This is a genomic window from Marinobacter profundi (assembly GCF_002744715.1).
Taxonomy (GTDB): domain Bacteria; phylum Pseudomonadota; class Gammaproteobacteria; order Pseudomonadales; family Oleiphilaceae; genus Marinobacter; species Marinobacter profundi.
In genome coordinates this window covers 58,027-84,460 of the sequence record NZ_KZ319368.1, presented here as the reverse complement: position 1 = coordinate 84,460, position 26,434 = coordinate 58,027, and the positions used below count along the sequence as shown (strand labels likewise).

General features: G+C 59.8%; 20 protein-coding genes and 1 pseudogene. 16 read left to right on the top strand and 5 right to left on the bottom strand.

What is annotated here, in order from left to right; translation table 11 throughout:
• The first annotated feature begins 117 nt into the window (after positions 1–117).
• From CLH61_RS03390 to cobA, 16 genes and pseudogenes are all read left to right on the top strand, one after another.
• Positions 118–3,321, top strand: a complete 3,204-nt coding sequence (locus CLH61_RS03390) for a FimV/HubP family polar landmark protein (RefSeq protein WP_099613315.1) — start codon at positions 118–120, stop codon at positions 3,319–3,321.
• A 103-nt stretch (positions 3,322–3,424) separates the two neighbouring features.
• Positions 3,425–4,330, top strand: a complete 906-nt coding sequence (gene truA, locus CLH61_RS03385) for a tRNA pseudouridine(38-40) synthase TruA (RefSeq protein ID WP_099613314.1) — start codon at positions 3,425–3,427, stop codon at positions 4,328–4,330.
• The gene (locus CLH61_RS03380; protein WP_099613313.1) at positions 4,327–4,956 is read left to right on the top strand and encodes a phosphoribosylanthranilate isomerase; all 630 of its coding nucleotides are present in this window, start codon (positions 4,327–4,329) and stop codon (positions 4,954–4,956) included. The genes truA and CLH61_RS03380 overlap by 4 nt, the downstream gene beginning before the upstream one ends.
• Complete coding sequence (gene trpB, locus CLH61_RS03375; RefSeq protein ID WP_407657550.1) at positions 4,949–6,157, top strand: tryptophan synthase subunit beta; 1,209 nt, start codon at positions 4,949–4,951, stop codon at positions 6,155–6,157. The genes CLH61_RS03380 and trpB overlap by 8 nt, the downstream gene beginning before the upstream one ends.
• Before the next feature lie 63 nt (positions 6,158–6,220).
• Positions 6,221–7,033: a tryptophan synthase subunit alpha gene (trpA, locus tag CLH61_RS03370; RefSeq protein ID WP_099613311.1), complete on the top strand. Its 813-nt coding sequence runs from the start codon at positions 6,221–6,223 to the stop codon at positions 7,031–7,033.
• A gap of 45 nt (positions 7,034–7,078) precedes the next feature.
• Positions 7,079–8,005: an acetyl-CoA carboxylase, carboxyltransferase subunit beta gene (gene accD, locus CLH61_RS03365; protein WP_099613310.1), complete on the top strand. Its 927-nt coding sequence runs from the start codon at positions 7,079–7,081 to the stop codon at positions 8,003–8,005.
• The gene (folC, locus tag CLH61_RS03360; protein WP_099613309.1) at positions 7,989–9,296 is read left to right on the top strand and encodes a bifunctional tetrahydrofolate synthase/dihydrofolate synthase; all 1,308 of its coding nucleotides are present in this window, start codon (positions 7,989–7,991) and stop codon (positions 9,294–9,296) included. Before accD ends, folC begins: the two co-directional genes overlap by 17 nt.
• A gap of 111 nt (positions 9,297–9,407) precedes the next feature.
• Positions 9,408–10,082, top strand: coding sequence for an SPOR domain-containing protein (locus CLH61_RS03355; RefSeq protein WP_099613308.1), 675 nt, complete (start codon positions 9,408–9,410; stop codon positions 10,080–10,082).
• 102 nt (positions 10,083–10,184) lie between these two features.
• Positions 10,185–10,766: a CvpA family protein gene (locus CLH61_RS03350; protein ID WP_099613307.1), complete on the top strand. Its 582-nt coding sequence runs from the start codon at positions 10,185–10,187 to the stop codon at positions 10,764–10,766.
• A 35-nt stretch (positions 10,767–10,801) separates the two neighbouring features.
• The gene (purF, locus tag CLH61_RS03345) at positions 10,802–12,319 is read left to right on the top strand and encodes an amidophosphoribosyltransferase (RefSeq protein WP_099613306.1); all 1,518 of its coding nucleotides are present in this window, start codon (positions 10,802–10,804) and stop codon (positions 12,317–12,319) included.
• A gap of 31 nt (positions 12,320–12,350) precedes the next feature.
• The gene (locus tag CLH61_RS03340; protein ID WP_099613305.1) at positions 12,351–13,571 is read left to right on the top strand and encodes an O-succinylhomoserine sulfhydrylase; all 1,221 of its coding nucleotides are present in this window, start codon (positions 12,351–12,353) and stop codon (positions 13,569–13,571) included.
• A gap of 44 nt (positions 13,572–13,615) precedes the next feature.
• A complete protein-coding gene (locus tag CLH61_RS03335) occupies positions 13,616–16,246 on the top strand; it encodes a DNA translocase FtsK (RefSeq protein ID WP_099613304.1) in 2,631 nt (876 codons plus the stop codon).
• 58 nt (positions 16,247–16,304) lie between these two features.
• Complete coding sequence (lolA, locus tag CLH61_RS03330; protein WP_228152541.1) at positions 16,305–16,907, top strand: outer membrane lipoprotein periplasmic chaperone LolA; 603 nt, start codon at positions 16,305–16,307, stop codon at positions 16,905–16,907.
• Complete coding sequence (locus CLH61_RS03325; protein WP_099613302.1) at positions 16,907–18,265, top strand: replication-associated recombination protein A; 1,359 nt, start codon at positions 16,907–16,909, stop codon at positions 18,263–18,265. The genes lolA and CLH61_RS03325 overlap by 1 nt, the downstream gene beginning before the upstream one ends.
• Positions 18,266–18,370: 105 nt before the next feature.
• Positions 18,371–19,645: a serine--tRNA ligase gene (gene serS, locus CLH61_RS03320; RefSeq protein ID WP_099613301.1), complete on the top strand. Its 1,275-nt coding sequence runs from the start codon at positions 18,371–18,373 to the stop codon at positions 19,643–19,645.
• A gap of 23 nt (positions 19,646–19,668) precedes the next feature.
• Positions 19,669–20,487 (top strand): annotated as a pseudogene (gene cobA, locus CLH61_RS03315) (uroporphyrinogen-III C-methyltransferase); the annotation flags it as partial.
• A gap of 29 nt (positions 20,488–20,516) precedes the next feature.
• Here the strand turns inward: cobA and CLH61_RS03310 are convergent.
• The 5 genes from CLH61_RS03310 to CLH61_RS03290 form a co-directional block, all read right to left on the bottom strand.
• Entirely contained in the window at positions 20,517–21,590 is a 1,074-nt protein-coding gene (locus CLH61_RS03310; RefSeq protein WP_099613299.1) for a 3-deoxy-7-phosphoheptulonate synthase, read from the bottom strand.
• Positions 21,591–21,806: 216 nt separating this feature from the next.
• On the bottom strand, positions 21,807–22,592 hold the full coding sequence (locus tag CLH61_RS03305; RefSeq protein WP_099613298.1) for an enoyl-ACP reductase FabI: 786 nt from the start codon (positions 22,590–22,592) through the stop codon (positions 21,807–21,809).
• Between the two features lie 65 nt (positions 22,593–22,657).
• A complete protein-coding gene (locus CLH61_RS03300; protein ID WP_099613297.1) occupies positions 22,658–24,286 on the bottom strand; it encodes an ABC transporter ATP-binding protein in 1,629 nt (542 codons plus the stop codon).
• A gap of 1 nt (position 24,287) precedes the next feature.
• Complete coding sequence (locus CLH61_RS03295; protein ID WP_099613296.1) at positions 24,288–25,316, bottom strand: ABC transporter permease; 1,029 nt, start codon at positions 25,314–25,316, stop codon at positions 24,288–24,290.
• A 1-nt stretch (position 25,317) separates the two neighbouring features.
• Positions 25,318–26,397 (bottom strand): microcin C ABC transporter permease YejB, encoded by a 1,080-nt coding sequence (locus CLH61_RS03290; protein WP_099613295.1) that lies wholly within the window; start codon positions 26,395–26,397, stop codon positions 25,318–25,320.
• Between the last annotated feature and the right edge of the window lie 37 nt (positions 26,398–26,434).

The following is a 26,434-nucleotide window of genomic DNA, read 5'->3' as shown; positions in this document are numbered from 1 at the left end:
TTGACATAATAACGACATAATCCAGACGAATTTACGTAAGACAAAAGTCATCCATCCTCGTCCGATTCTGCTGGCACTGCAGCAGTAACGAATAACGGAGACTGGTAAGGAATAAGCATGAAGGTACGCAAGCTTGCGGTTGCCCTGGCTCTGGCGGGAGGGCTGGGTTCCAGCGTTGCACACGCTTTGGGGCTGGGAGAAATTGAATTACAGTCTTTCCTCAACGAGCCGTTGGATGCAGAAATTGATCTGCGTAAAAGTACTGGCGTAAGCCCAGACGAAGTATTCGTTAACATTGCTTCGGAAGCGGATTACAACCGGGTTGGTATCAGCCGGAATTACTTCCTTACCAAGCTCAGATTCAATGTAACCACCGCGCCGGATGGCAACCTCGTTGTCAACGTCTCTTCCAGCGAGCCCTTGCGGGAGCCGTATCTCAATTTCCTGCTTGAGGTGACCTGGCCCAGCGGCCGGCTGATGCGGGAATATTCCTTGCTGGTCGATCCGCCTGTGTACGCCGAAGAATCCGGCGAGCGCCAGGTTGTCGCGCCTGCGGCCTCAACGGCGACCCGGACTACCGCCTCCCCAAGTCGCCCTGCCGCCACAAGATCCTCCGCACCCGCTTCAGCGGCGGGTGATACTGCGTACAGCAGGACCACGTTTGGTCCGACGGGGCAGTCAGATACCCTTTGGGGCATAGCAATCAAAGTACGTCCGGACAGCAGCCTGAGTCCACAGCAGGTAATGCTCGCTATCCAGGATCTGAACCCGGATGCCTTCATCGACGGCAACATCAACAAGCTCAAGCGTGGCCAGGTGCTGCGCATCCCCACGGCCGAACAGATTCGGTCCCGCACCCCGGCCCAGGCGGTCAGGGAAGTGGTTGCCCAGAACGAAGCCCTGTCAGCTCCCCGTCGTGAGGTTGACGCGACAGCTTCCGCCGAGGGCGTCCAACCTCAGGCTCCGGCAGCTGCGCCTGGTACGGCGCCCGCACCTGATGAGCTGAAACTGCTGGTGTCGGAAGATTCCGGCAGTCGTGCCAGTGAAGACGGCGGTTCCGCTGCCGGCGATGGCCGTACCGGTGGTACCGCCGATGCGGGCAGCGCCGTGGCGATGGAGGAACTGGACAAGGTTCGTCGTGAAAATGAAGATCTGAGTGGCCGGGTCGAGGACCTGCAAAGTCAGGTGGAAACCCTGCAGCGTCTGCTGGAGCTCAAGAACAGCCAGTTGGCGGAGATCCAGAGCCTGAACGCCGATGGTGCTGACGGTGCCTTGCAGCAGGCACCGGTTACCGGAACTGGCGAAGTGACTGCCGACAGCGGTGCGGAGGCCGGCACTGCTGAGCTGCAATCCGCCGAATCTGCTGACGCTGCGGTGGCTGGAGCTGACGGCTCAGACGTTGGCGATGACGCCGGCGATCCGGAAGTTGGTGCTGCGGAAGCCGGCGCTCCGGAAGAGGGTGCGGATGCGACAGATTCCCGGGATGCCGCGGAAGGACTGTCGACCGATGCAGCCGCCGGCGCTGGCACCGATGAGATGGCCTCCGATGAGGCCGCAGGCGGAGTGGCTGACGATGCGTTTGGTGGCACTGCCGAACCAGCCAGTGAGGCGGCTCCGGAACCACAGCCGCTTCAGCAGTCTGCACAGCCTGCGCCCACCGAGCCGGCTCCGGTAGCGGCGTCTCAGCCCAAGGCGGACAAGGGGTTTCCGGGTAATTTTATTGACGCCATCACCAACAACTTCCTGTATCAGGTGGCCCTTGGTGGCGGCCTGGTTCTGTTGCTGCTGATACTGCTGCTGTTGGCCCGTCGCAATGCCAGTCGCGAAAAGGCGTTCTATGACGAGCTGAACGCGGAAGCCGGTGATGAGAAAGATTCCTTCGATCTGCCGGTAGGGGCGCAAGGTGGCGCTGTCGAGGCTGAAGTCGACGCTCTCGCCGAAGCGGATGCACTGATCGGGCAGGGTCGCTACGAACAGGCCGGGCAGAGCCTGGAGGCAGCCATCTCCCGCGAGCCTAGCCGGTCCGATCTGCGCCTGAAATTGTTGACGGTCTATGCCGACACCCAGGATCGAAGTGCATTTGACAAGCAGTTCCGGGAACTGGAAGCCATGGAGGATGAGCAGGTGATGGCCGAGGCTGTCGCTCTGAGATCCCGCCTGGACGAAGCAGAGGATATTCCCAGTATTGATGATCTGGAATCCCAGCTGCGCTCCGGTTCCTTCGGCAATGATTCGGGGACAGATGAGAGCAGTCTGCATCCGACCGACGAAACGGTGGCGGAAGAGTATGCAGCGCGCCCTGAAGATAACGAACTTGCCGCCGATTTTGACTTCGAGTCAGGTAACGAGGCATTTGATCTCGACGAGGATGAACTCGCCAAGGCTGCAGGTGCCGAAACAGGAACAGAGGCTGAATCCTTCGATTTCGATCTGTCTGATCTCGATGTGGATGCCGGTTCCGATGTGATTCCGGACAACGAAGCGAAAAAAGCAGAGCAGGATGACTTTTCTCTGGACTTCGAAATTCCGGAAGCGGTTGAGGAACAGGATGATCTGACCGTGGACTTTGATCTGGGTGAGAGCGCTGGTAGTGAAGAAACTTCCAGTTTGGATCTTGATCGGGATTCGGCGGATCTCACCGGGAAATCGGATAGTGACCTGGACAACGATTTCAGTTCGCTGGAACTGGATGACCTTGATACCGACACCGCGACAGATCTGGGTGGCCTGGCAACCGACAGCGAATCAGCCGAGTCTCTCGCAGACAAAGATACCGGCATGCTGGACGAGTCCTTCCTGGACGAGCTCGACGCCGAGCTGGACAAGGTCGGCGCTGAAGACGGCTTCGAAGACGACCTGGACGATGGTGGTCTGGAAGAGCTTGAGCTCGACGTGTCAGACGAGGATCTTGCACTGATGGAAGAGGTTTCTGAGGGCGGTTCTGATCTCGGGGCGCTGGACGACGATCTCGATCTGGAGAACTCGCTCGCAGATGATGGTTCGCTGTTGAGCGATGAAGTGCCGGTAGCCGAAGATGTGGAGGACGACATTCCCCTGACTTCGCCGGAGGCCGGAGTTCAGGCCGAGGAAACCGCCCGTTCGGCGGGGTCTGTCGAGTTTGACGAGGCAGATATCGGCGAGGATGACGACTTTGACTTCCTTTCCGGTACCGACGAGGCGGCCACCAAGCTCGATCTGGCCAGAGCCTACATCGAGATGGGTGACAACGACGGTGCCCGGGATATTCTGGAAGAAGTTGCCCTCGAGGGTAGCGACAGCCAGAAGCTGGAAGCTCAGGATCTTCTTAAAAAAATGTCCTGATTCGTTATAATCGCTCATCAGCGAGCAAACGCCGGCTTCCGGAACTGCCCGGACCACAAGCCGGCGTTTTGCTTTTCAGTCAGTTTGTCTTCCGGATGATCCCTTGTTTCTTGATCCGCTTCCGCTAACAACCGAAAACGAAATCGGCGCCGGCCGGGTTGCCCTGGCTTTTGAATATGATGGGCATGGCTATCACGGCTGGCAGATCCAGAAGTCCGGCGTCCGGTCGGTGGAGGGGGAGCTCACGCAGGCAATCAGCAAAGTGGCCGATCACCCGGTGGACCTGGTGTGTGCGGGGCGCACCGATGCCGGTGTTCACGCCAGCTTCCAGGTTGTCCACTTTGATACGCCTGCTGTACGAAACCTGCGTTCATGGGTAATGGGAATCAACACGGCCTTGCCTTACTCGATTGCGGTGCATTGGGCTGGTATGGGGCAGGGGGATTTTCACGCGCGCTTTTCGGCGATCTACCGTCGATATCGTTACGTGATATACAACAACCCGGTACGCCCCGGTATTCTGCGTGGCCAGGTCAGCTGGACGTTTCGTCCCCTTGATGCGGACAAAATGCACGAAGCCGCGCAGGCGTTGGTTGGCGAGCATGATTTCACCTCCTTTCGGGCGGCTGGATGCCAGTCCCGTACGCCGCAGCGCTATGTCGAGTTTGTTGAGGTAACCCGAAAGGGCGATTACGTCGTAATTGATATTCAGGCCAACGCGTTCCTGCACCATATGGTGCGGAACATTGCCGGTGGCCTGATGGCGGTAGGTAGTGGTGAGCGGCCAACGAGCTGGATTCGTGAGATACTGCAGGCGAGGAATCGCAAGCTTGCAGGGGTAACGGCGCCGCCTTTCGGTCTTTACCTGGTCGATGTCGGGTATCCCGAGGAGTTTGGTGTGCCGGCTGCCCTGTGTGGCCCGGGGTTTTTGCGTCCGTGGTTCAGCGAGGCGGACAATCGTCCGCGGCCCATGCGTAAAATTCATCGTAAACACAGGCCTGAGTCATGAGAACCCGTGTCAAGGTATGCGGAATTACCCGTGTTGCGGACGGTCTGGCAGCGGCCCGCGCCGGCGTGGATACCATCGGCCTGGTATTCTACGAATCCAGTCCGCGGTATGTGACCAACAGCGCCGCGGCGGAGATCGTCAGGGCGTTACCCGCCTTCGTGGGTGTAGTTGGATTGTTCGTGAACCCGATCGAGGCCCAGGTTCGCGAGACGCTCACAGCTGTGCCGCTGGATCTGCTGCAATTTCACGGCGACGAGTCGCCGGAGTTCTGTAGCCAGTTTGGCAAACGTTGGATTAAGGCTATTCGGGTCCGGGAACAGCAGGATGTCGAGCTGGCGTTCGACCGCTACCGGAATGCCTGCGGTTTGCTGGCTGACGCCTACGATCCGGCCCTTTACGGTGGTACCGGCCAGTCCTTCAACTGGGCGCTGTTACCGGCGGCGCGACCGGTGCCGCTGATATTGGCCGGTGGCCTGACTTCTGATAACGTAGCCCGCGCCATTGCGCAGGTAAAGCCCTGGGCCGTGGATGTCAGTGGTGGTGTTGAGAGCCACAAGGGCATCAAAGACGTCTCCAAAATCACTGATTTTATGAACGAGGTTCACCGTGTCGATCAAACTGACTGAAGAGATGCTGAGCACCCTGCCTGACGCAAGGGGCCATTTCGGTGCCTACGGCGGACGGTTTGTGTCCGAAACCCTGATGGACTCCCTCATGACTCTTGAGGACGAATACCAGCGGCTGAAGCAGGATCCAGAGTTCCAGGCTGCATTTGACAAGGATCTGGCCCATTACGTCGGTCGCCCGAGCCCGCTGTATTTTGCCGAACGGCTGACCCGGGAAACCGGTGGTGCCCAGATCTGGCTGAAGCGCGAAGACCTCAACCACACCGGGGCTCACAAGATCAATAACACGATCGGTCAGGCCTTGCTGGCGAGTTTCCTCGGCAAGAAACGAATCATTGCCGAAACCGGTGCCGGTCAGCATGGGGTGGCGACGGCGACGGTATGTGCCCGTCTCGGTCTTGAATGTCACGTGTTCATGGGCGCTGAGGATGTTCAGCGGCAGTCGCTCAACGTTTACCGGATGAAATTGCTGGGTGCCCAGGTCCATGCCGTCGAAAGCGGAACCCGAACCCTCAAGGACGCGATGAACGACGCCATGCGCGACTGGGTAACCCATGTCGACGAAACCTTCTACATCATTGGAACGGTCGCCGGCCCGCATCCGTATCCGCTGCTGGTTCGTGATTTCCAGGCGGTCATCGGTCGCGAGCTCCGGGCCCAGTCCCTGGAGCAGGCCGGGCGCTTGCCGGATGCCCTGGTCGCTTGTGTTGGCGGTGGTTCCAATGCCATCGGTATGTTCTACCCGTTCCTGACCGACGAATCCGTTGAATTGTACGGTGTGGAAGCTGGTGGTCTGGGCATCGCAACAGGCCAGCATGCGGCACCGTTGTGCGCCGGCCGGCCGGGGGTGCTCCACGGTAACCGTACCTATCTGATGGAAGACGAGAACGGCCAGATTGCCGGCACTCACTCGGTGAGCGCGGGTCTGGACTATCCTGGCGTAGGGCCGGAGCACAGCTGGCTTAAAGATATCGGGCGGGCGCACTACGTGTCGGTCACCGATGACGAAGCACTGGACGGCTTCCGCAAGTTGACCCGGGTGGAGGGTATCATGCCGGCGCTCGAGTCTTCCCATGCCGTTGCCTATGCCGTGAAACTGGCGGCAACCATGGACAAGGACAAGATGCTGGTCATCAATGTCTCGGGGCGCGGTGACAAGGATATCCACACCATTGCAACCCTGGATGGCATTGAACTCTGAGTCGCGACAGCGATCATGGCAGCGCCCGAAGGCGCTGCCAGGCAAGGATTAACAGGAGCAGGCATGAGTCGAATTCAAGGGGTTATGAAAACTCTGAAAGGGCAGGGTCGCAAGGCACTGATTCCGTATATTACCGCGGGTGATCCCGAGCCAGGTCAGACGGTCGGCCTGATGCACACCCTGGTTGAGGCTGGCGCAGACATTATCGAACTGGGTGTTCCCTTTTCCGATCCGATGGCAGACGGCCCGGTCATCCAGCTCGCCTGCGAGCGTGCGCTCAAGCATGGTACCTCGCTGCGTCAGGTGCTGGGGATGGTCAAGACCTTTCGTGAAACCGACCAGGCTACCCCGATTGTGCTGATGGGCTATCTCAACCCCATGGAAGCCATGGGCTACGAGGCGTTCGCCGATGCCGCTTTGGACGCCGGTGTGGATGGCATACTGACGGTCGATCTGCCTCCCGAAGAGGCGGACGATGTTGCGCCACTGTTTGCGGCGCGCAATCTCGATCCGGTATTTCTGCTTGCTCCCACCACAACCGATGACCGGATTCGCGCGATTGCGGAACACTCATCGGGCTATGTGTACTATGTTTCTGTGAAAGGGGTTACCGGTTCGGCCGAGATCAATGTGGACGAGGTGGCTGCCAAGGTCGCTCATATTCACGCCCTGACGGCAGTTCCCGTCGGTGTCGGCTTCGGTATCCGGGATGCGCAAACCGCTGCGGCCATCGGTCGGGTATCCGATGGTGTAATTGTGGGGAGTGTCCTGGTCGATACAATAGCCAGAAATCAGACGGATCCGGCGCAGCTGAAGCGCGCGCTGACGGATCTGCTACACCCAATGCGTGAAGCTCTGGACAGTCTTGCCTCCTGAACGGGAGGCTCCTGACGGGCGGGCATCGAAGGACAGGATGACATCATGAGTAACTGGCTGGATAAAATCATGCCGAGCAAGATCCGCTCGGAGTCAAGACAGCGGACCGGTGTGCCGGAAGGCCTCTGGAAGAAGTGCCCGAAATGCGGTGCGTTTCTCTACAAGCCGGAGCTGGACAAAAACCTGGATGTTTGTCCGAAGTGTAATCACCATCTGCGTGTTTCCGCCCGCCGCCGTCTGGATATTTTTCTGGACAAGGACGGTCGTGAAGAGATCGGTGCCGAGCTTGAGCCCACCGACCGGCTGAAGTTCAAGGACAGCAAGCGCTACAAGGATCGTCTGTCCCAGGCCCAGAAGGCCACGGGTGAGAAAGATGCTCTGGTTGCCATGCGCGGCACAACCATGGGTGTGCCCCTGGTGGCGTGTTCCTTCGAATTCAACTTCCTGGGTGGTTCGATGGGGCAGGTTGTGGGCGAGAAATTCGTCCAGGCGGCCAATATCTGCCTGGAAGAGCGTATTCCGCTGGTGTGTTTTTCTGCCAGTGGCGGCGCCCGGATGCAAGAGGCGATTCTGTCGCTCATGCAAATGGCCAAAACCGCGGCGGTGCTTGAGCGCATGAAGCAGGAAGGCATCCCTTACATTTCGGTGTTGACGGACCCGGTGTTCGGTGGTGTGTCAGCCAGTCTGGCCATGCTGGGCGATCTCAACATCGCTGAACCCTATGCCCTGATCGGTTTTGCCGGACCGCGGGTCATCGAGCAGACGGTGCGTGAAAAACTCCCGGAAGGTTTCCAGCGCAGCGAGTTTCTGCTGGAACACGGGGCCATCGATATGATTCTTCATCGCCACCAGATGCGTGAGCGCATCGCTCACGTACTGGCGAAGTTCGGCGGTCTCGATCGTCCGGGAACAGAAGAGCCGATCGAGTTTGAAGTGACCGAAAGACCTCAAACCGATGCCCCGACGCACTGACCCTGTCTCCTCGCGCCCGGTTGCTCCGGGCGCGAACGCCTCTCTGGCCACCTGGCTGTCTTATCTGGAATCCATCCATCCGGCAGAAATCGATCTCGGCCTTGACCGGGTGCTCACGGTTCTGCGCCGATTGTTCCGTAATCGCCCCCGGGTTCGGGTCATTACCGTAGCCGGCACCAACGGCAAGGGCAGCACCGTTGCCTGTCTCGAAAGTCTGTTGCGTCGGGCAGGTCGCGCCACCGGTGCCTACACGTCGCCTCATCTGTATCGCTATAACGAGCGGGTGAGGATAAATGGTACCGAAGCAACCGATGACCAGCTGGTAACGGCCTTTGAACGGGTCGAGGCGGCGCGCGGTAATGTCACGCTGACCTATTTCGAGTTTGGAACCCTGGCCGCGTTCCAGGTGTTTGCCGATGCCGGCGTGGAGGACTGGATTCTCGAGGTTGGTCTGGGCGGGCGGCTGGATGCTGTCAATGTCATGGATCCGGACCTGGCCGTCATTGCCTCGGTGGACATCGACCATGTGGATTTCCTGGGCGGAGACCGGGAAACCATTGGTTTTGAAAAAGCCGGTATCCTGCGCCAGGGGCGGCCGGCGATCTATGCGGATATTGATCCTCCCCGTTCGGTATTGCAGCAGGTAGCTGCCCAGCGGATTCCGCTGAAGAGGCTGGGGGTGGATTACCGGATTACGGATGCCGGAGAGGGCATGGAGCTGACCTTGATGTCGCCCTCCCGGACCCTGACGCTGCCAGCGACACCGCTGCCGCGCAACAGCGTGGCAGCGGCTGTTGTTGCGGCGCTGATGCTGCAGCCGGAGCTGGATAATCTGGCGATCACCGAGGCGCTCGGTGAGGTTCGCCTGGCGGGCCGCTTCGAGTGTCTGGCGTCGTCACCCGAGATTTTCGTCGATGTCGGGCACAATCCCCATGCGGCCCGCTGGCTGGCTGACAGGATCCGGGCTCGCAAGCCTCTCCGTAATAAGGTTTACGCGGTCTACGCGTGCCTGGCAGACAAGGATTCCTCCGGCGTGGTTGATGCCCTGGCGGATGTTGTCGATGACTGGTTTATCGGCGGGCTGGACTGCCATCGCGGGCTTTCTGCAGCAGAGTTGCGGGCGCGTCTGGCGGTCAGTCACCCCGAACTGGTTGTCCGCGAGGCGCCGACGGTGACTGCGGCGCTGTCTTCTGCCAGGGAAAAAGCGCAAGCTGATGACCTTATCGTGATTTTCGGGTCCTTTTTCACGGTGGCCGAGGCGAGAGCGTCAGTGCTTGGCGAGTCGTCTTAAATATCCGTCATCTGATGTCGGTGGTTTTGAGTTCTTGAAGGTTGCCGGTTAGTATCGGCTCTGTGTTAAGTGGGCGACGATTCAGGTTTTTGAAACAGGGGGCGGGTAAACGTGGATGGACTCAAACAAAGGGTAATTGGTGCGCTGGTGCTGGTTTCGCTGGCTGTAATCTTTGTTCCAATGTTGTTTGATGAACCTCATTCCGAGCGGACCTCCACCACTATCAAGCTGCCTGAGGAGCCGCCGTTCCCGGAAGTTGAAGCACCGGAACCGGTGAGTATTGAGGCACCGTCCTACCACATCGAGGAGTCCGCCGGCGGTTCAGCGCCGGTACTGGAACAGCCCGATCCCGCAACTGAGGTGGCCCCTGCGATGCAGGGTGAAGCCGCGCCCGCCATCGAGCAGCCGGCAGCCGCTGCAGAGCCTGCCGCCCCGAAGCCCGAACCGGCGCCCCGTGAGCAGCCCCGGACACAGGAGAGTACCCCTCCGTCTTCCACACCCGCACCTGCTGAGAGCACCGCTTCGGCGGAATACACCCGGTCCCTGGCGGGAGCCTGGGTGGTGCAGTTGGGCAGCTTCGGTAATGCTGACAATGCCCGTCGGCTGCGCGATGACGTTCGGGAGCGCGGCTACAATTCCCACCTTCAGGAGGTGGTGCGTGGCGAACAGACCCTCGTTCGGGTGTTCAGCGGCCCCTTTGCCGAGAAGGCAGAGGCCGAGCGAGCCAAGCAGGTACTCGACAAGGCTTTCGGGTTGAACAGCCTGGTCACCTCCGGTGACAAGTGATTTGCGGGGCTCCGCAAATTTACATATCAGGCGGTTTAGCGGTTTGGTGTAAGGCGGATTCCTGCTAGAATTCGCGCTTCCTTTTTTAACACCGGGCCACCCATGGATGCGCTGATCTGGATTGACTGGGTCATCATAACCCTGATCGCCGTTTCAACTCTTATCAGCCTGAAGCGCGGGTTCGTCAAGGAAGCCCTGTCACTGGTTACCTGGGTTGCGGCCTTCATCCTGGCGCGCACTTTTCATCCCCAGATGCAGACATTATTGGAGCAAAGCGTGGAGACGCCGTTGGTTCGGCTGATCGCCGCGTTTGCGATTCTTTTTTTCGGGACCCTCATTGTTGGTGCGATAATCAATAACATGATTGGTCACCTGGTCAGGGCAACCGGGCTGACCGCCACCGATCGGGTGCTCGGGATGGCTTTCGGCCTGCTGCGAGGTGTGGTAGTGGTGATCGTAGCGATCGCGTTTACCCGTTACACCCCGCTGGCCGACGACACCTGGTGGCGAACGTCGGTAATGATTGATCGTCTGGCGGTGGTCGAGGACTGGTCCCGGAGGACCTTCGGCGATGAATTTGCCCGTTTTCTGGGTTCGCCGCCGGGAGCCGGGGACCCGCAACAGGTCAGGGAGCAGGCCGAAGCCCAGGAAAGCAGCGTGGAGTCCGCGCCAGCGAGTCGCTAACATTCAGTTTTAACACTTCGGAGATCACCGTATCCATGTGTGGCATTGTCGGTATAGTCAGTACATCTAACGTGAACCAGCTGCTTTATGACGCCTTGACCGTCCTGCAGCACCGTGGCCAGGATGCTGCGGGTATCGTCACGTTCCAGGACGACCGTTTTTACCTTCGCAAGGATAACGGGCTGGTCCGGGATGTCTTCCGCACCCGTCACATGCGCCGTCTGGTCGGTAACGTAGGTATCGGCCATGTTCGTTATCCGACCGCTGGCAGCTCAAGCTCGGCCGAGGCACAGCCGTTCTATGTCAACAGTCCTTACGGCATTACCCTGGCCCACAACGGCAACCTGACCAATGCGGACGACCTGAGCCGGGACCTGTTCCGCACCGACCTGCGCCATATCAATACCAACTCCGACTCGGAAGTGCTGCTGAACGTCTTCGCTCACGAACTGCAGAAGCTGGGCAAGCTGGACCCCACCAAGGACGAGATTTTTGCCGCGGTCAGTGCGGTTCACCAACGCTGCCGAGGTGCTTACGCCGTTATCGCCATGGTGACCGGCTATGGCATTGTCGGCTTCCGGGACCCGAATGGCATCCGTCCGGCGTGCTACGGCGTGCGGGAAACCGAGGAGGGCACCGAGTACATGATTGCCTCCGAGAGTGTGGCACTGAGTGCGGCCGGCTTCAAAATGGTGCGGGACATCGCGCCAGGCGAAGCGGTTTACATTGAAACCGACGGCACCCTGTACACCCAGCAATGCGCCGAGAATCCGAAGCTGGTGCCATGTATCTTCGAGCACGTCTATTTCGCCCGCCCCGACTCCATTATCGACAAGGTGTCCGTCTACAAAGCCCGTCTGCGCATGGGCGAGACCCTGGCTGACAAGATTCTGAAGGAACGCCCGGACCACGATATCGACGTCGTCATGCCGATCCCCGATACCAGCCGTACCTCAGCCCTGCAGATGGCGCATCGCCTTGGCGTCAAGTTCCGTGAAGGCTTTATCAAGAACCGCTACATCGGTCGCACGTTCATCATGCCCGGCCAGAAGATGCGCAAGAAGTCCGTTCGCCAGAAGCTGAATCCCATCGATCTGGAGTTCCGCGGCAAGAATGTGATGCTGGTGGATGACTCCATTGTGCGGGGCACCACCTGTAAGGAAATAGTCCAGATGGCCAGGGATGCCGGCGCCCGCAACGTCTATTTTGCCTCCGCAGCGCCCCCCGTGCGCTTCCCCAATGTGTATGGTATCGACATGCCATCGGCGAGCGAACTGATCGCCCATGATCGTAGCATTGAGGACGTCCGTGACCAGATTGGCGCAGACTGGCTGATTTACCAGGATCTGGAAGACCTGGTGACCTGTGTCAGTGACGTGAATCCGGATATCGACGGGTGGGAGTGCTCCGTGTTCGACGGTAGTTACATTACCGGGGATGTGGATGAAGCCTATCTGCGGAAACTGGAAGACCTGCGCAAGGATGAGAGCCGCTTTGAGGCCGGTGATAACGCCGATAACGGCATCATTGACCTGCATAATGACGAAGACTGAACTGCTTTTGCCAGCCTGGTAAGGATCTGACATGACACATTGCCGCGAAGAACATCTGATGATTCCCGAGTCTGACCTGGAAGGTATGTCAGTTGACACCTTCGCGGTGAGGGCAGGGCAGATCCGGACCGGTCAGCTGGAGCACAGTGACCCGATCTTCCCCACCTCGAGTTTCGTCTACGGCAGTGCGGCGCAGGCTGCGGCGCGGTTCGGGGGGGATGAGCCGGGCAACATCTACAGCCGGTTTACCAATCCCACCGTGCAGGCATTCGAGGGTCGGATCGCGGCGATGGAGGGTGGCGAGCGGGCTGTTGCCACGGCCTCGGGAATGGCTGCTATTCTCAGTACCTGCATGGCCTTGCTGAAGTCTGGTGATCATGTTGTCTGTTCCCGGGGCGTGTTCGGCACCACCAACGTCTTGTTCCAGAAATACATGGCGAAATTTGGTGTCACTACCAGCTTTGTCAGCCTGACCCGCATGGATGAGTGGCAGGCTGCCGTGCGCCCGGAAACGCGGATGCTGTTCATCGAGACGCCCTCGAATCCGCTGGGTGAAGTTGCTGATGTGCGGGCCCTGGCTGCTCTCGCAAAAGCCGCTGGCGCACTGTTTGTGGTGGATAACTGTTTCTGCACCCCGGTCCTGCAGCGTCCGCTGGAACTGGGGGCAGACATCGTGGTCCATTCCGCCACCAAGTACCTGGATGGCCAGGGTCGGTGCGTTGGTGGAGTGGTCGTTGGCCCGGAGAAGTTACTGGAGGAAATCTACGGGTTCCTGCGCTCCGCCGGCCCCACGATGAGTCCCTTCAATGCCTGGGTGTTTCTTAAGGGGCTGGAAACCTTACCAATTCGTATGCGCGCACACTGTGAGAATGCGTTAGAGTTGGCGGCATGGCTGCAACAACAGCCGGAGATTGAAGAGGTGTACTACGCTGGTTTATCGGAGCATCCTCATCACGAACTGGCAAAAAGCCAGCAAAAGGGTTTCGGCGGCGTGTTGTCCTTCTGCGTCAAGGGTGGTCGGGAGCAGGCCTGGGCCTTTATCGATGCCACCCGGATGATTTCGATTACCGCCAACCTGGGCGATGTGAAAACCACCATCACCCATCCGGCCACGACCACCCACGGCCGCCTCTCGCCGGAGGACAAGGCGCAGGCAGGCATCACCGAAAATCTGATCCGCGTGTCCGTGGGCATTGAAGCGGTGGATGACCTGAAGAAAGATCTGGCTCGGGGTATTGAAGCCCTGAAGTAATGCGAGATACGAGCAACACACTTAACGGAAACGTCTGATCATTCATGGCTGAGTCCAAAAAAGCGAAAAATGCCACGGAACTGACCGAGAAACAGAAACGTTTCCGGCGCCTCGTCAGCCAGGGCGCGAGGGAAGGTGCTGTTATCGCGCTGATTGTACTCGCCATCTACCTGGCAATGGCGCTGGTCACTTTCAGCGCCTCAGATCCCGGCTGGGCCAGCATTGGCCATGACACCCGGGTGTCCAACTCTGCCGGACGCAGCGGTGCCTGGCTGGCGAGCCTGATGATGGACTTCTTTGGGCATGTCGCCTTTCTTTTTCCGGTCATGGTGGCCGGTTACGCGATCATGCTGATCCGCCGCCGCAACGAGTCCCTCGACCTGCACTGGCCCCTGTTCATGGTCCGCTTCGGTGGCTTCCTGCTGATTCTGTTGTCGGCGGCCAGTCTGCTGTCCCTGTATTCCCTGTTCGGTCTGTCGATGTCTTCCGGTGGTGTGCTGGGGGCCGCCGTGTCTTCGGCCATGGTGCGTTTCTTTAACCTGCCGGCGACCACGTTGTTGCTGGTGGCCATCTTCCTGTTTGCTCTCACGGTGACCGTAGGGCTGTCCTGGTTCCGCCTCATGGATCAGGTTGGCGGCCTGACCCTGAGGGCAGGGCAGGCCTGCCGGCGGTTATGGCAACCGAAACCTGAGCGCCAGCCAAAGCCTGCGTCCGGGTCAGTCCCGGAGGCCCTGTCTCGCGCTGAAAAGCCCGCCCGCCCGTCGCGGCCTGAGCCGCCGGTGGTTCGTGATGCGATTGCCGAAACGCCGGCTCGTAGCCCGTGGTGGCGACGTATTCCAGGCTTTGCGGGTAAGTCGCAGAGCGTGGCAAAGGTACCTTCAGGCAAGGCTGTGAAACAACCCGCCGGGACCCGTGAGCGGATTGAGCCCGGTTTTGATGGCGTGGTACCCACGCGGGATGATGAGCCCGCCCGACTGGAAAGTTTCTCGTCCCGGGACGTGGCCGAAGCAGCGCCTTCCGGGCGCCCGGTGAATGGTGCCCGGGTCACCCCCGAGCCGGTGGCGCCGCCGCCCAAGTCGGTGAAGATCTCGCCCTTCAAGCGGGATGAAAATGCCCGCTCCGCGAAAGCGGGCAATGGCCAGGGCTCGCTGCTGGAAGATGTGGAAAGCCCGATTCCGCCAATTTCCCTGCTGGATCCGCCGGAGGAGCATAAGGAAAAAGGTTACTCCGAAGAATCCCTGGAACACATGTCGCGGTTGCTTGAGGAAAAGCTCGCGGACTTTGGCGTCTCCGTGGAAGTGGTGGAGGTCAATCCCGGCCCGGTGATCACGCGCTTTGAAATCAAGCCTGCCGCCGGCGTCAAGGTCAGCAAGATATCCAACCTTGCCAAGGATCTGGCCCGCTCCCTGGCGGTGCTGAGTGTTCGTGTCGTGGAGGTGATCCCCGGCAAGTCGGTGGTCGGTATCGAGATCCCCAACGAGGAGCGGGAGATTGTACGGCTCAGCGAAGTGCTTGGCGCCCGGGTGTTCGAGGAGTCCAGTTCGCCGCTGACCCTGGCCCTGGGTAATGACATCGGGGGCAATCCGATGGTGGCTAACCTCGCCAAGATGCCGCACCTGCTGGTTGCCGGTACCACCGGATCCGGTAAATCGGTCGGCGTCAACGCCATGCTGTTGAGCATGTTGCTCAAGGCCACGCCCGAGGAAGTGCGTTTCATCATGGTTGACCCCAAGATGCTTGAACTGAGCATCTACGACGGTATTCCCCATTTGCTGGCACCAGTAGTTACCGACATGAAAGAGGCTGCCAATGCCTTGCGCTGGTGCGTTGCCGAGATGGAGCGCCGCTACCGGCTGATGGCGAGTCTCGGGGTGCGTAATATTGCTGGTTATAACCGGAAGGTTAAGGACGCGCTCGAGGCCGGGGAGCCATTGCTGGATCCGTTGTGGAAACCGGACGAATACCTGGCCAACGACGAGCAGGAGCGTCCGGAACTGGGAACACTTCCCTTCATCGTGGTGGTAATCGACGAATTTGCCGACATGATGATGATTGTCGGCAAGAAGGTCGAGGAACTGATTGCGCGAATTGCCCAGAAGGCCCGGGCTGCCGGTATTCACCTGATTCTGGCAACCCAGCGGCCATCGGTGGATGTGATCACTGGTCTGATCAAGGCCAATATACCGACCCGGATGTCGTTCCAGGTGTCCTCCAAGATTGATTCGCGGACGGTGCTGGATCAGGGTGGCGCGGAGCAGTTGCTGGGGCATGGCGATATGCTCTATCTGCCGCCGGGTTCGGGTTTGCCGGTTCGGGTCCATGGTGCTTTTGTCGATGATGACGAAGTTCACCGGGTGGTCAGTGCCTGGCGGGAACGTGGCGAGCCCGAATACGTGGACGATGTGCTTAACGGTGCCGAAGGGGAGAGTCTTCCCGGGGTGCCGACTCTGTCCGAAGGGGGCGGGGACAGCGAAGGGGACGCCTTGTATGATGAAGCCGTTGCCTTCGTGACCGAAGGGAGGCGGGTGTCCATTTCTTCCGTGCAGCGAAAATTCAAGATCGGTTATAACCGTGCGGCCAACCTGGTGGATGCGATGGAAGCCTCCGGTGTGGTCAGTCCGGCCGGTCATAATGGTGCAAGGGAAGTGCTTGCACCACCACCTCCGAGAGACTAGGAGCTTCGAACCTATGTCATTCAAGCGAATTGCAGTTTTCCTGATCGCTGGCCTGGCCATGCTCAACAGCCTGACCGTCGTCGCCCAGGCCAATGGGGAGGCCGCTGCTCAACTGGCTCGTACCCTCAAGGGCTACGAAACCTACCAGGCCGACTTCATCCAGATTGTGGTTAACGAAGATGGCAGCAAGGTGCAGGAAACCCGTGGTGCCCTCAAGGCAAAGCGTCCCGGGCTGTTTTACTGGGAAGCCAGCGAACCGCTCAACCAGTTCATCGTTAGTGACGGCGACACAGTCTCGGTCTACGACCCGGACCTGGAGCAGGTAACCATCCACAATCTTGACGAGCGGGTATCGTCAACGCCGGCGCTGCTGCTTAGCGGTGAGGTGGACAATCTGGCGGACACCTATGAGGTCAGCTACCGCAAGCTCGGCGAGAGTTCGGAAGAGTACACCCTGAAACCCAGAAACCCGGATTCGCTCTTTGTTTCCCTGCGGCTGACCTTTTTCAAGGGTGAGCTCCAGGAAATGCGCATGGCGGACTCGCTGGCGCAGCAAAGCATTCTGAGCTTCCACAACATTCGCCTGAACCAGGCGGTCGCCAACAACGCCTTCACCCTGGAGTATCCGGAGGGCGTTGATGTCATCCGGGACGGTGCCTGATGCAGGACTCCCTGTTCGGTGACGATCGGGGATTTGCACCCCTGGCCGCAAGGATGCGGCCGAAATCCCTCGACGAGTATGTTGGCCAGACCCACTTGCTGGGTGACGGTAAGCCACTGCGGCGCGCGGTGGAGCAGGGACAACTGCATTCGATGATTCTCTGGGGGCCGCCTGGGGTTGGCAAGACCACCTTTGCCCGCCTGCTGGCCAACCTGAGTGAGCTGACCTTCGAGACGGTTTCTGCGGTGCTGAGCGGCGTCAAGGACATCCGTGCGGTGGTGGAGCGGGCGAAGTACCGTAAGCAGTCCGAGGGCCGCGATACCCTGCTGTTTGTCGATGAGGTCCACCGCTTCAACAAGAGCCAGCAAGATGCTTTTCTGCCTCATATCGAGGACGGCACCTTTATCTTTATTGGCGCCACCACCGAAAATCCCTCCTTCGAGCTCAACAGTGCGCTGTTGTCCCGCACCCGGGTATACGTCCTCAAGAATCTGACCGAGGAGGAAGTCTCCAGCCTGCTCCACCGCGCTTTGACCGCGCCCGAGGGGCTGGCCGGCCGGGTTGCGGTATCCGATGAGGTGCTTGCCGTTATGGCGGCCGCCAGCGGCGGCGATGCTCGCCGCGCCCTGAATATCCTGGAAGTGGGTGCTGACCTGGCGGAACCTGACGAAACCGGTCAGCCGCGAGTAACCGAGCGGCATCTTGAGCAGGTTTTACAGGCCAGCCTGCGGCGGTTCGATAAGGGCGGGGAGGTGTTTTATGACCAGATCTCCGCGTTGCACAAGTCGGTCAGGGGGTCGGATCCGGATGGTTCGCTGTACTGGCTGTGCCGGATGCTCGATGGTGGAGCAGACCCGCTCTACGTAGCTCGTCGACTGGTTCGTATCGCCAGCGAGGACATCGGCAATGCAGACCCAAGGGCGCTTCAGTTATCACTGGACGCCTGGGACGCCCAGGAACGGCTGGGTTCGCCGGAAGGCGAGCTGGCGCTGGCCCAGGCGGTGACCTACCTGGCGATGGCCCCCAAGAGCAATGCAGTCTACCAGGCGTTCAACCAGTGCATGGCAGATATTCGCCAGGATCCTGACTACGAGGTTCCGGTGCATCTGCGCAATGCCCCCACCAAGCTGCTGAAAAGCCTTGGCCACGGCGATGAATACCGCTACGCCCATGACGAACCGGAGGCCTTCGCCGCCGGCGAAAACTACCTTCCGGAACCGATACACCAGCGCCGCTATTACCGGCCGGTGCCACGTGGCCTGGAAATCAAGCTGGCCGAGAAACGTGAACGGCTCGATGCCCGCAATGCATCCAGTGAGCGGCGGCGCTATCCCGGCGACTCTCCTTCCTCTGACTGAGCCTGCCAGGGCTGTGGTCATCCCCCCTTGCGCGGGTATAATGCCTCTCTTAGATTGCAAACGGCACCGCCCAGAATCCATCTGAAACAGACAATCAGGATACTCATGCTCGACCCTAAACGCGTCCGCACCCAGACTGAAGAAATTGCCCGCCGTCTGGCGGTGAAGAACTTCACTTTCGACATGGCCGCCTTCGAACAGCTTGAAGAGCGTCGGCGTTCCCTGCAGGTGCACACCGAGACGCTGCAGAGCGAGCAGAACAAGCGTTCCAAATCCATCGGCAAGGCCAAGGCAGCCGGGGAAGATATCCAGCCGCTGCTCGACGAAGTCGAGAACCTGAAAGCCCGCCGCAGCGAGGCCGAGGACGAATTGCGCAAGCTGCAGGAAGAGCTCGGGAATTTCCTGGCAGGTATTCCCAACCTGCCGGACGAAACCGTGCCGGCCGGCGCCGATGAGAACGATAACGTTGAGGTGCGTCGTTGGGGGACGCCGGCGGAATTCGATTTTGAACCTCAGGATCACGTTGCCCTCGGCGAGGCTCTCGGCGGAATGGATTTTGAGACCGCGAGCCGGCTGGCCCATTCCCGCTTTGCCGTGATGCGTGGTGGTATTGCCCGCATGCACCGTGCGCTGGCCCAGTTCATGCTGGACCTGCATACCTCCGAGCACGGTTACACCGAGGCCTACGTGCCCTACCTGGTCAACGCGGACACCCTGTACGGCACCGGCCAGCTTCCGAAGTTCGAGGAAGACCTGTTCAAGACCAGTGGCGAGACTCCGCTGTACCTGATTCCAACGGCCGAAGTGCCGGCCACCAACCTGGTCAGCAACACCATCCTGGAGGCGGCCGAACTGCCCCTGCAGCTGGTCTGTCATACCCCCTGTTTCCGCAGTGAAGCCGGGTCCTACGGCCGCGATACCCGCGGTATGATCCGTCAGCACCAGTTTGACAAGGTAGAGCTGGTGCAGATTGTTCGCCCGCAGGATTCCGAGGCAGCGCTCGAGGCCCTGACCGGCCATGCCGAGAAGGTGCTGCAGTTACTGGAGTTGCCGTACCGGGTAGTGGCGCTGTGTGGCGGCGATATGGGTTTTTCCGCCGCCCGTACCTACGACCTCGAGGTCTGGCTGCCCGGCCAGCAGAAGTACCGGGAAATTTCGTCCTGTTCCAACACCCGGGATTTTCAGGCACGGCGTATGCATGCACGTTGGCGTAACCCGGAAACCGGAAAGCCCGAACCCGTTCATACCCTGAACGGATCCGGCCTGGCTGTAGGCCGTGCACTGATTGCGGTCATGGAGAACTACCAGCAGGCGGACGGCAGTATTCGTGTTCCCGATGTCCTGAAGCCGTATATGGGAGGTCTCGACAGGATTCAATGACAGATTCAACGGAAAGTGCCCCAGGGAAGGGCGCACGCACCATTTCGATGCCCACCCGTTATCGGGTGAACCCGATAACGGCCAACCAGAACAGCTCACGGGGGGAGGTTTTCCTGGTAGGCGCCGGCCCCGGCGATCCCGAGCTGTTGACCCTGAAGGCGTGGCGTATCATTACCTCGGCCGAGGTGGTGCTTTACGATCGCCTGGTGTCGCCCGAAATCCTCGCTCTGATCCCGGAAGACGCGGAAAAGGTCCATGTCGGCAAGCAGCGGGCCAACCATACCTTACCGCAGGAGCAGATCAACCAGCGTCTGGTTGACCTAGCCCTGGAGGGCCGTCGGGTGGTTCGCCTGAAAGGGGGTGATCCGTTTATCTTCGGGCGGGGCGGGGAGGAGATCGAAACCCTCGCGGCATCCGGAGTCCGTTTCCAGGTAGTTCCTGGTATCACCGCAGCCTCGGGATGTGCGGCCTATGCCGGCATACCGTTGACCCACCGCGATTACGCCCAGTCAGTAAGGTTTGTCACCGGCCATCTGAAGAACGACACCTGCGAGTTGCCCTGGGCGGATTTCGTCCAGAACAACCAGACGCTGGTGTTCTATATGGGCCTGGTGGGCTTGCCCATCATCACCCGGGAGCTGATGGCGCATGGTATGCGCGCCTCGATGCCGGTGGCACTGGTGTCCCGCGGAACCACGCCACAGCAGCAGGTGGTGGTCGGCGACCTGTCGAACATTGTGGAAAGGGTGACGGCAAGCGAGGTGCCCGCACCTACGCTGGTGATTATCGGTGAAGTAGTCAGTCTGAGGGACCGGCTGGACTGGATCGGCGCGCAGTTATAGGCGCGCCGATCCGGTAGGCTGCCTGAGCGTCAGGCGATTCGCTTGGGCAGTACGTCTTTCAGTTTATCCCGCATCTCGCGAATGGCTTTTTCGGTGGTCGGCCAGTCAATGCAGGCGTCGGTAATGGAGACGCCGTATTTCAGGTCGGCCAGGTTCTCCGGAATGCCCTGATTGCCCCAGTTCAGGTTACTTTCAATCATCAGACTCTGGATCGACTGGTTGCCTTCCAGGATCTGGTGGGTTACATCCTGCATCACCAGAGGCTGGAGCCCGGGATCCTTGTTGGAGTTGGCGTGGCTGCAATCCACCATGATGGACTTGCGCAGGCCTGCCTTATCCAGCGCCTGCTCACACAGGGCAACGCTGACCGAGTCGTAATTCGGTTTTCCGCCACCACCACGCAGCACCACGTGGCCGTAGGCATTGCCGCGGGTCCGGATAATCGCGACCTGGCCCTGCTGGTCGAGGCCAAGGAAGCTGTGAGGGCTCGACACCGATTTCATGGCATTGACGGCTACATCGAGGCTGCCGTCCGTACCGTTTTTGAACCCGATCGCCATCGAGAGGCCGCTGGCCAGTTCCCGGTGAGTCTGGGATTCGGTGGTGCGGGCACCGATGGCGGACCAGGCAATGGAGTCCTGCAGGTATTGCGGAGAAATCGGGTCCAGCGCCTCAGTGGCGGTGGGCAGGCCAAGCTCGGCAATGTCCAGCAGCAGGCGGCGGCCAATGTGCAGGCCTTTCTCGATATCAAAGGTATCGTCCAGGTGCGGGTCATTGATCAGACCTTTCCAGCCAACTGTCGTCCGTGGCTTCTCGAAGTAGACCCTCATCACGATGAGCAGGGTGTCGCTGACTTCGTCAGCGAGAGCCTTCAGCTTTTCAGCGTACTCGTGGGCGGCCTTGACGTCGTGGATGGAGCAGGGGCCTACTACCAGGAACAGCCGGTGATCCTTGCCGTCCATGATGTCATAGATGGCCTGACGGCCTTCCGCAACGGTCTTTGCCGCGAGGTCTGAAAGCGGCAGTTCGCGCTTCAGGGCCTCAGGTGTGATCAATGTTTCCTGACTGGCCACATTGACGTCTTCGAGCTTGGTGCCGGACATGCGTTTGTAATCCCCGATTCTGTTCTTTCCCGAGACATTGGCGGGTAATCCGCAGCAGTCTCAAAGCGGTGTAGATGAGCGGCCGGACGAAGCTGCGCGCCGGGCCGGTTGGTAATACTGCTCCATTTGTCAGGCCTTTGCAATGCAACGGCAAGCGCCGCCGGGCCAAACAAAAACGCCAGCCCGGTCAGGCTGGCGTTCGGTTTCCCGGCAGGTTCAGGCGTCGAGTTCGCTCATGCCGGTGATGTTGAAACCACCGTCGACGTACATGATTTCCCCGGTAATCCCGCTGGACAGGTCAGAGCCCAGGAAGGCTGCCGCATTACCGACTTCCTTTTGGGTTACGTTGCGACGCAGCGGCGCCTGCTTGGCGTTCTCGGCCAGCATACGGCGGAAATGCTTGATGCCGGAGGCGGCGAGGGTCTTGATCGGCCCTGCGGAAATACCGTTGACGCGGATGCCGTCACGACCCAGGCTGGCGGCCATGTAGCGTACGTTGGCTTCCAGCGACGCCTTGGCGAGGCCCATCACGTTGTAATTCTGCAGTACCCGCTCGGCACCCAGGTAGCTCAGGGTCAGCAGTGAGCTGCCTTCGTGCAGCATGTTCCGGGCGCCTTTGGCCAGCGCCACGAAGCTGTAGGAGCTGATGTCGTGGGCGATACGGAAGCCATCACGGGTAGTAACGTCCACGTAATTGCCATCCAGCTCGTGAGCAGGGGCAAAACCGACGGCGTGAACAATGATATCAACCTTGTCCCAGTGCTTGGCCAGTTCTGCGAATACCGCATCAATCTCTTCGTCGCTGGCAACGTCGCAAGGCAGCACAAGCTTGCTGTCCCAGCCTGCGGCGAACTCTTCCACGCGGGACTTCAGTTTTTCATTCTGGTAGGTGAATGCCAGCTCGGCACCCTGCTCATGAAAAGCTTCGGCGATGCCATAGGCAATGGACAATTTGCTGGCAACACCTACTATCAGGGCTTTTTTGCCGCTGAGAATTCCCATGTGTAATCTCCCTGTTTGGTCGGATTCGGGCCATTATCCCCGATCCGAGTCTGAGCGTGTAACGCTCAATTGGTCGTAGTTATTCCGGCAACCGGGGCCGGATGTTCGTCATTATAGAAGAAGGCGGCGCTGAGCAGTTCCCGGGTGTAGTCCGAGCGGGGCCGATGGAAAACCTCGGCGGCATCGCCATATTCCACAATGCTGCCATTCTGCAGTACCAGCATCTTGTGGCTGAGCGCTCTGACGACGGCCAGGTCATGACTGATAAAGATATAGCTGAGCCGGTAGCGCTGCTGCAGGTCTCGCAGCAGGGCGATCACCTGTTTCTGGACCGTGCGGTCGAGGGCGGATGTCGGCTCATCAAGAATGATCAGGTCGGGTTGCAGCACCAGGGCTCGGGCAATGGCGATACGCTGGCGCTGGCCACCTGAGAATTCGTGGGGGTAGCGATTGCCAGCCTCCGGGTCCAGCCCCACATCCTGCAGCGCCCGAATCACTTTCGCTTCGTGTTGCTCCCGGTTGGCCAGGTCATGGATCTCGAGGCCTTCGCCGACGATGTCGCCAATGGACATGCGGGGGCTGAGGCTGCCGAAGGGATCCTGGAAGACCACCTGGATGCGTTTGCGCCAGGGTCGGAACTGCCGCTGGTTCAGGCCGGACAGTTCGGTGCCGGCGATGGCGATCTGCCCCTCGCTTGCAATGAGTTTTACCAGGGCGTGGCCTATAGTGGTTTTGCCGCTGCCACTTTCTCCTACAATGCCGAGGGTTTCGCCCGCGGCCAGGGTGAAACTCACGTCACGTACCGCCTGGAAATACTCGCTGTTGCGTCCGAACAGCCGCTTGCGGGTCAGGAAGCGGACATTGAGGTTGCGAACGTCCAGCAGTGGTTGCCCGCCGCCGTCAATCTCCGGCGGGGCTGAGGGCGGCGAGGATTCCAGCAGTTTGCGGGTGTAGGGATGCCGGGGAGCGGCAAACAAGGGTTCGGTGTCACCGCTTTCAACCAGTTTGCCATGCTCCATGACCGCGACCCGCTCGGCATAACGGCGGACAATCGAGAGGTCATGGGTGATCAGCAGGATGGCCATGCCGAACTTCTTCTGGAGATCTTTCAACAGCTCCAGCACCTGCTTCTGGACGGTGACGTCCAGTGCTGTGGTGGGCTCGTCGGCGATCAGCAGATCGGGCTCGTTGGCCAGTGCCATGGCGATCATGACCCGTTGTTTCTGCCCGCCGGACAGCTGGTGGGGATAGCTGGCAAGCTTGCCTGCCGGATTGTGGATTCCCACCAGGTCCAGCAGTTCGAGGCAGCGCGCCCGAGCCTGGGTGCCCCGCATACCCTTGTGCAGCGCCAGGGTTTCGCTGATCTGACGCTCTACCGTATGGAGCGGGTTCAGCGACGTCATGGGTTCCTGGAAGATCATGCCGATCTCGCGGCCACGGATCTGTCGCAGGCGCTTGTCGTCGACCTGCAACATATCTTCGCCACGAAATAGGATGGTGCCGCCGGGGTAGCTGGCGTGGCGTTCGTCCAGCAGGCGCAGGATGGACAGCGCGGATACCGACTTCCCGGAGCCGCTTTCTCCCACTAATGCCAGGGTTTCGCCTTCCCTTATGGTCAGGGAGAGGTTGTCGACAACCCGGCTGCCGCCATCAAAACTGACCGACAGCCCGGAAATTTCAAGCAGGTTTGCCATGTCAGTTCTTCCTCGGATCAAAGGCATCCCGCACGGCTTCCCCGACAAAGACCAGCAGGGTGAGCATGATGGACAGTGACACAAAGGCCGAGATGCCAAGCCAGGGGGCGTGCAGGTTTGCCTTGCCCTGGGCGATCAGTTCGCCCAGTGACGGGGAGCCGGAAGGCAGCCCGAAGCCGAGGAAATCCAGTGACGTCAGGCCAGTAATGGCTCCGGTAAGGATGAAAGGCAGAAAAGTCAGGGTGGCCACCATCGCGTTGGGCAGGATGTGTCGGAACATGATCTTGCGGTTGTCCAGTCCCAGAGCCCGTGCTGCCTTGACGTACTCGAAGTTGCGGGCGCGCAGGAATTCCGCCCGAACCACATCCACCAGCCCCATCCAGCTGAACAGCAGCATGATGCCTAGCAGCCACCAGAAATTGGGCTGGACGATGCTCGACAGGATGATCAGCAGGTAAAGCACCGGCAGGCCGGACCAGACTTCGATAAAGCGCTGCCCGAGCAGGTCGACCTTGCCGCCATAATAACCCTGCAGGGCGCCCACGATGACGCCGACGATGCAGCTCAGAATGGTCAGCGTCAGGCCAAACAGAACCGAAATCCGAAACCCGTAGATAACCCGTGCTGCCACATCGCGGCCCTGGTCATCGGTGCCCAGCCAGTTGACTGCGGAAGGCGGCGCCGGCGAGGGGACATCGAGGTTGTAGTTGATGGTGTCATAGCTGAAGCGGATCGGCGGCCACAGGATCCAGCCGTTGGCTTCGATTTCGTCGCGGATGAAGGGGTCCCGGTAGTCGGCTTCCGTGGGCATGAAACCGCCGAACTCCTCTTCCGCAATGTACTCCACAACCGGAAAGTACAGGTCTCCCTTGTAGGACAGCATCAGCGGCTTGTCATTGGCGATCAGTTCCGCGACCAGGGCCAGGCCAAACAGTGCAAGAAAGATCCACAGCGACCAGAAGCCGCGGCGATTGCGGCGGAAGTTGCGCAGCCGTCTGCGCTGGATGGGGGTCAGGGTGGTGCCGCGCAAATCAGTGCTCCCTGCTGGCAAAGTCGATACGCGGATCGACCAGTACGTAGGTGATGTCGCTGACCAGTTTCAGCAACAGGCCCATTAAGGTGAAGATGTACAGGGTGCCGAAGATGACCGGGTAGTCCCGGTTCAGTGCCGCTTCAAAACCAAGCAGTCCCAGGCCATCCAGCGAGAAGATGACTTCGACCAGCAGGGATCCCGTAAAGAACAGTGCCACCAGGACACCGGGCAGGCTGGCAATGACAATCAACATGGCGTTGCGGAAGACATGGCCGTACAGGACCTGGCGCTCTTCCAGCCCCTTGGCACGGGCGGTAACCACGTACTGCTTGCCGATCTCGTCGAGGAAAGAGTTCTTGGTCAGCAGGGTCAGCGTGGCGAACCCGCCGATGACGTTGGCAGTGACGGGCAGGGCCAGGTGCCAGAAGTAATCACCGATTTTCTGATACCAGGTCATCTGGTCAAAGTCCGGCGAGGTCAGCCCCCGCAGCGGGAACCAGTCGAAGTAGCTGCCGCCGGCAAACAGCACGATCAGCAGGATGGCGAACAGGAAGCCGGGAATGGCATAGCCCACGACAATCACCGAGCTGCTCCAGATATCGAAGCGGGAGCCGTCATGGACCGCCTTGCGAATGCCCAGCGGAATGGAGATCAGGTAGATGATCAGCGTGGACCACAGCCCCAGCGATATGGACACCGGCATCTTGTCGATGATCAGTTCGATTACCGATTGCTCGCGGAAGAACGAATCACCGAAATTGAATGTGGCGTAGTCACCCAGCATCTTGAAAAAACGCTCATGGGCAGGCTTGTCGAAACCGTAGAGGATTTCGATCTCCCTGAGCATTTCTTCCGGAATGCCCCGGGAACCCCGGCTGTCACCGGACGACGTGGATACCTCGGCACCGCCACCACCGCCGGCCCGTGCCAGGGCGCCGCCCCCGTGGCCTTCCATCTCCGCAATGAGTTGCTCAACCGGGCCGCCAGGGGCGGCCTGCACGATCACAAAATTGAGCAGCATGATCCCGATCAGGGTAGGAATGATGAGCGCTACACGGCGCAGTATATAACCGCCCATTCAGGGTCGTCCTGTGTCAGCCGGAGATTGGGTGTTG

What these genes read in the sequence shown, in the direction of transcription:
- CLH61_RS03390 (WP_099613315.1), top strand. Translation starts at nt 118, where the DNA reads ATGAAGGTACGCAAGCTTGCGGTTGCCCTGGCTCTGGCGGGAGGGCTG.
- CLH61_RS03380 (WP_099613313.1), top strand. Translation starts at nt 4,327, where the DNA reads ATGAGAACCCGTGTCAAGGTATGCGGAATTACCCGTGTTGCGGACGGT.
- trpA (WP_099613311.1), top strand. Translation starts at nt 6,221, where the DNA reads ATGAGTCGAATTCAAGGGGTTATGAAAACTCTGAAAGGGCAGGGTCGC.
- accD (WP_099613310.1), top strand. Translation starts at nt 7,079, where the DNA reads ATGAGTAACTGGCTGGATAAAATCATGCCGAGCAAGATCCGCTCGGAG.
- folC (WP_099613309.1), top strand. Translation starts at nt 7,989, where the DNA reads ATGCCCCGACGCACTGACCCTGTCTCCTCGCGCCCGGTTGCTCCGGGC.
- CLH61_RS03350 (WP_099613307.1), top strand. Translation starts at nt 10,185, where the DNA reads ATGGATGCGCTGATCTGGATTGACTGGGTCATCATAACCCTGATCGCC.
- purF (WP_099613306.1), top strand. Translation starts at nt 10,802, where the DNA reads ATGTGTGGCATTGTCGGTATAGTCAGTACATCTAACGTGAACCAGCTG.
- CLH61_RS03340 (WP_099613305.1), top strand. Translation starts at nt 12,351, where the DNA reads ATGACACATTGCCGCGAAGAACATCTGATGATTCCCGAGTCTGACCTG.
- CLH61_RS03335 (WP_099613304.1), top strand. Translation starts at nt 13,616, where the DNA reads ATGGCTGAGTCCAAAAAAGCGAAAAATGCCACGGAACTGACCGAGAAA.
- lolA (WP_228152541.1), top strand. Translation starts at nt 16,305, where the DNA reads ATGCTCAACAGCCTGACCGTCGTCGCCCAGGCCAATGGGGAGGCCGCT.
- CLH61_RS03325 (WP_099613302.1), top strand. Translation starts at nt 16,907, where the DNA reads ATGCAGGACTCCCTGTTCGGTGACGATCGGGGATTTGCACCCCTGGCC.
- serS (WP_099613301.1), top strand. Translation starts at nt 18,371, where the DNA reads ATGCTCGACCCTAAACGCGTCCGCACCCAGACTGAAGAAATTGCCCGC.
- CLH61_RS03310 (WP_099613299.1), bottom strand. Translation starts at nt 21,590, where the DNA reads ATGTCCGGCACCAAGCTCGAAGACGTCAATGTGGCCAGTCAGGAAACA.
- CLH61_RS03305 (WP_099613298.1), bottom strand. Translation starts at nt 22,592, where the DNA reads ATGGGAATTCTCAGCGGCAAAAAAGCCCTGATAGTAGGTGTTGCCAGC.
- CLH61_RS03300 (WP_099613297.1), bottom strand. Translation starts at nt 24,286, where the DNA reads ATGGCAAACCTGCTTGAAATTTCCGGGCTGTCGGTCAGTTTTGATGGC.
- CLH61_RS03290 (WP_099613295.1), bottom strand. Translation starts at nt 26,397, where the DNA reads ATGGGCGGTTATATACTGCGCCGTGTAGCGCTCATCATTCCTACCCTG.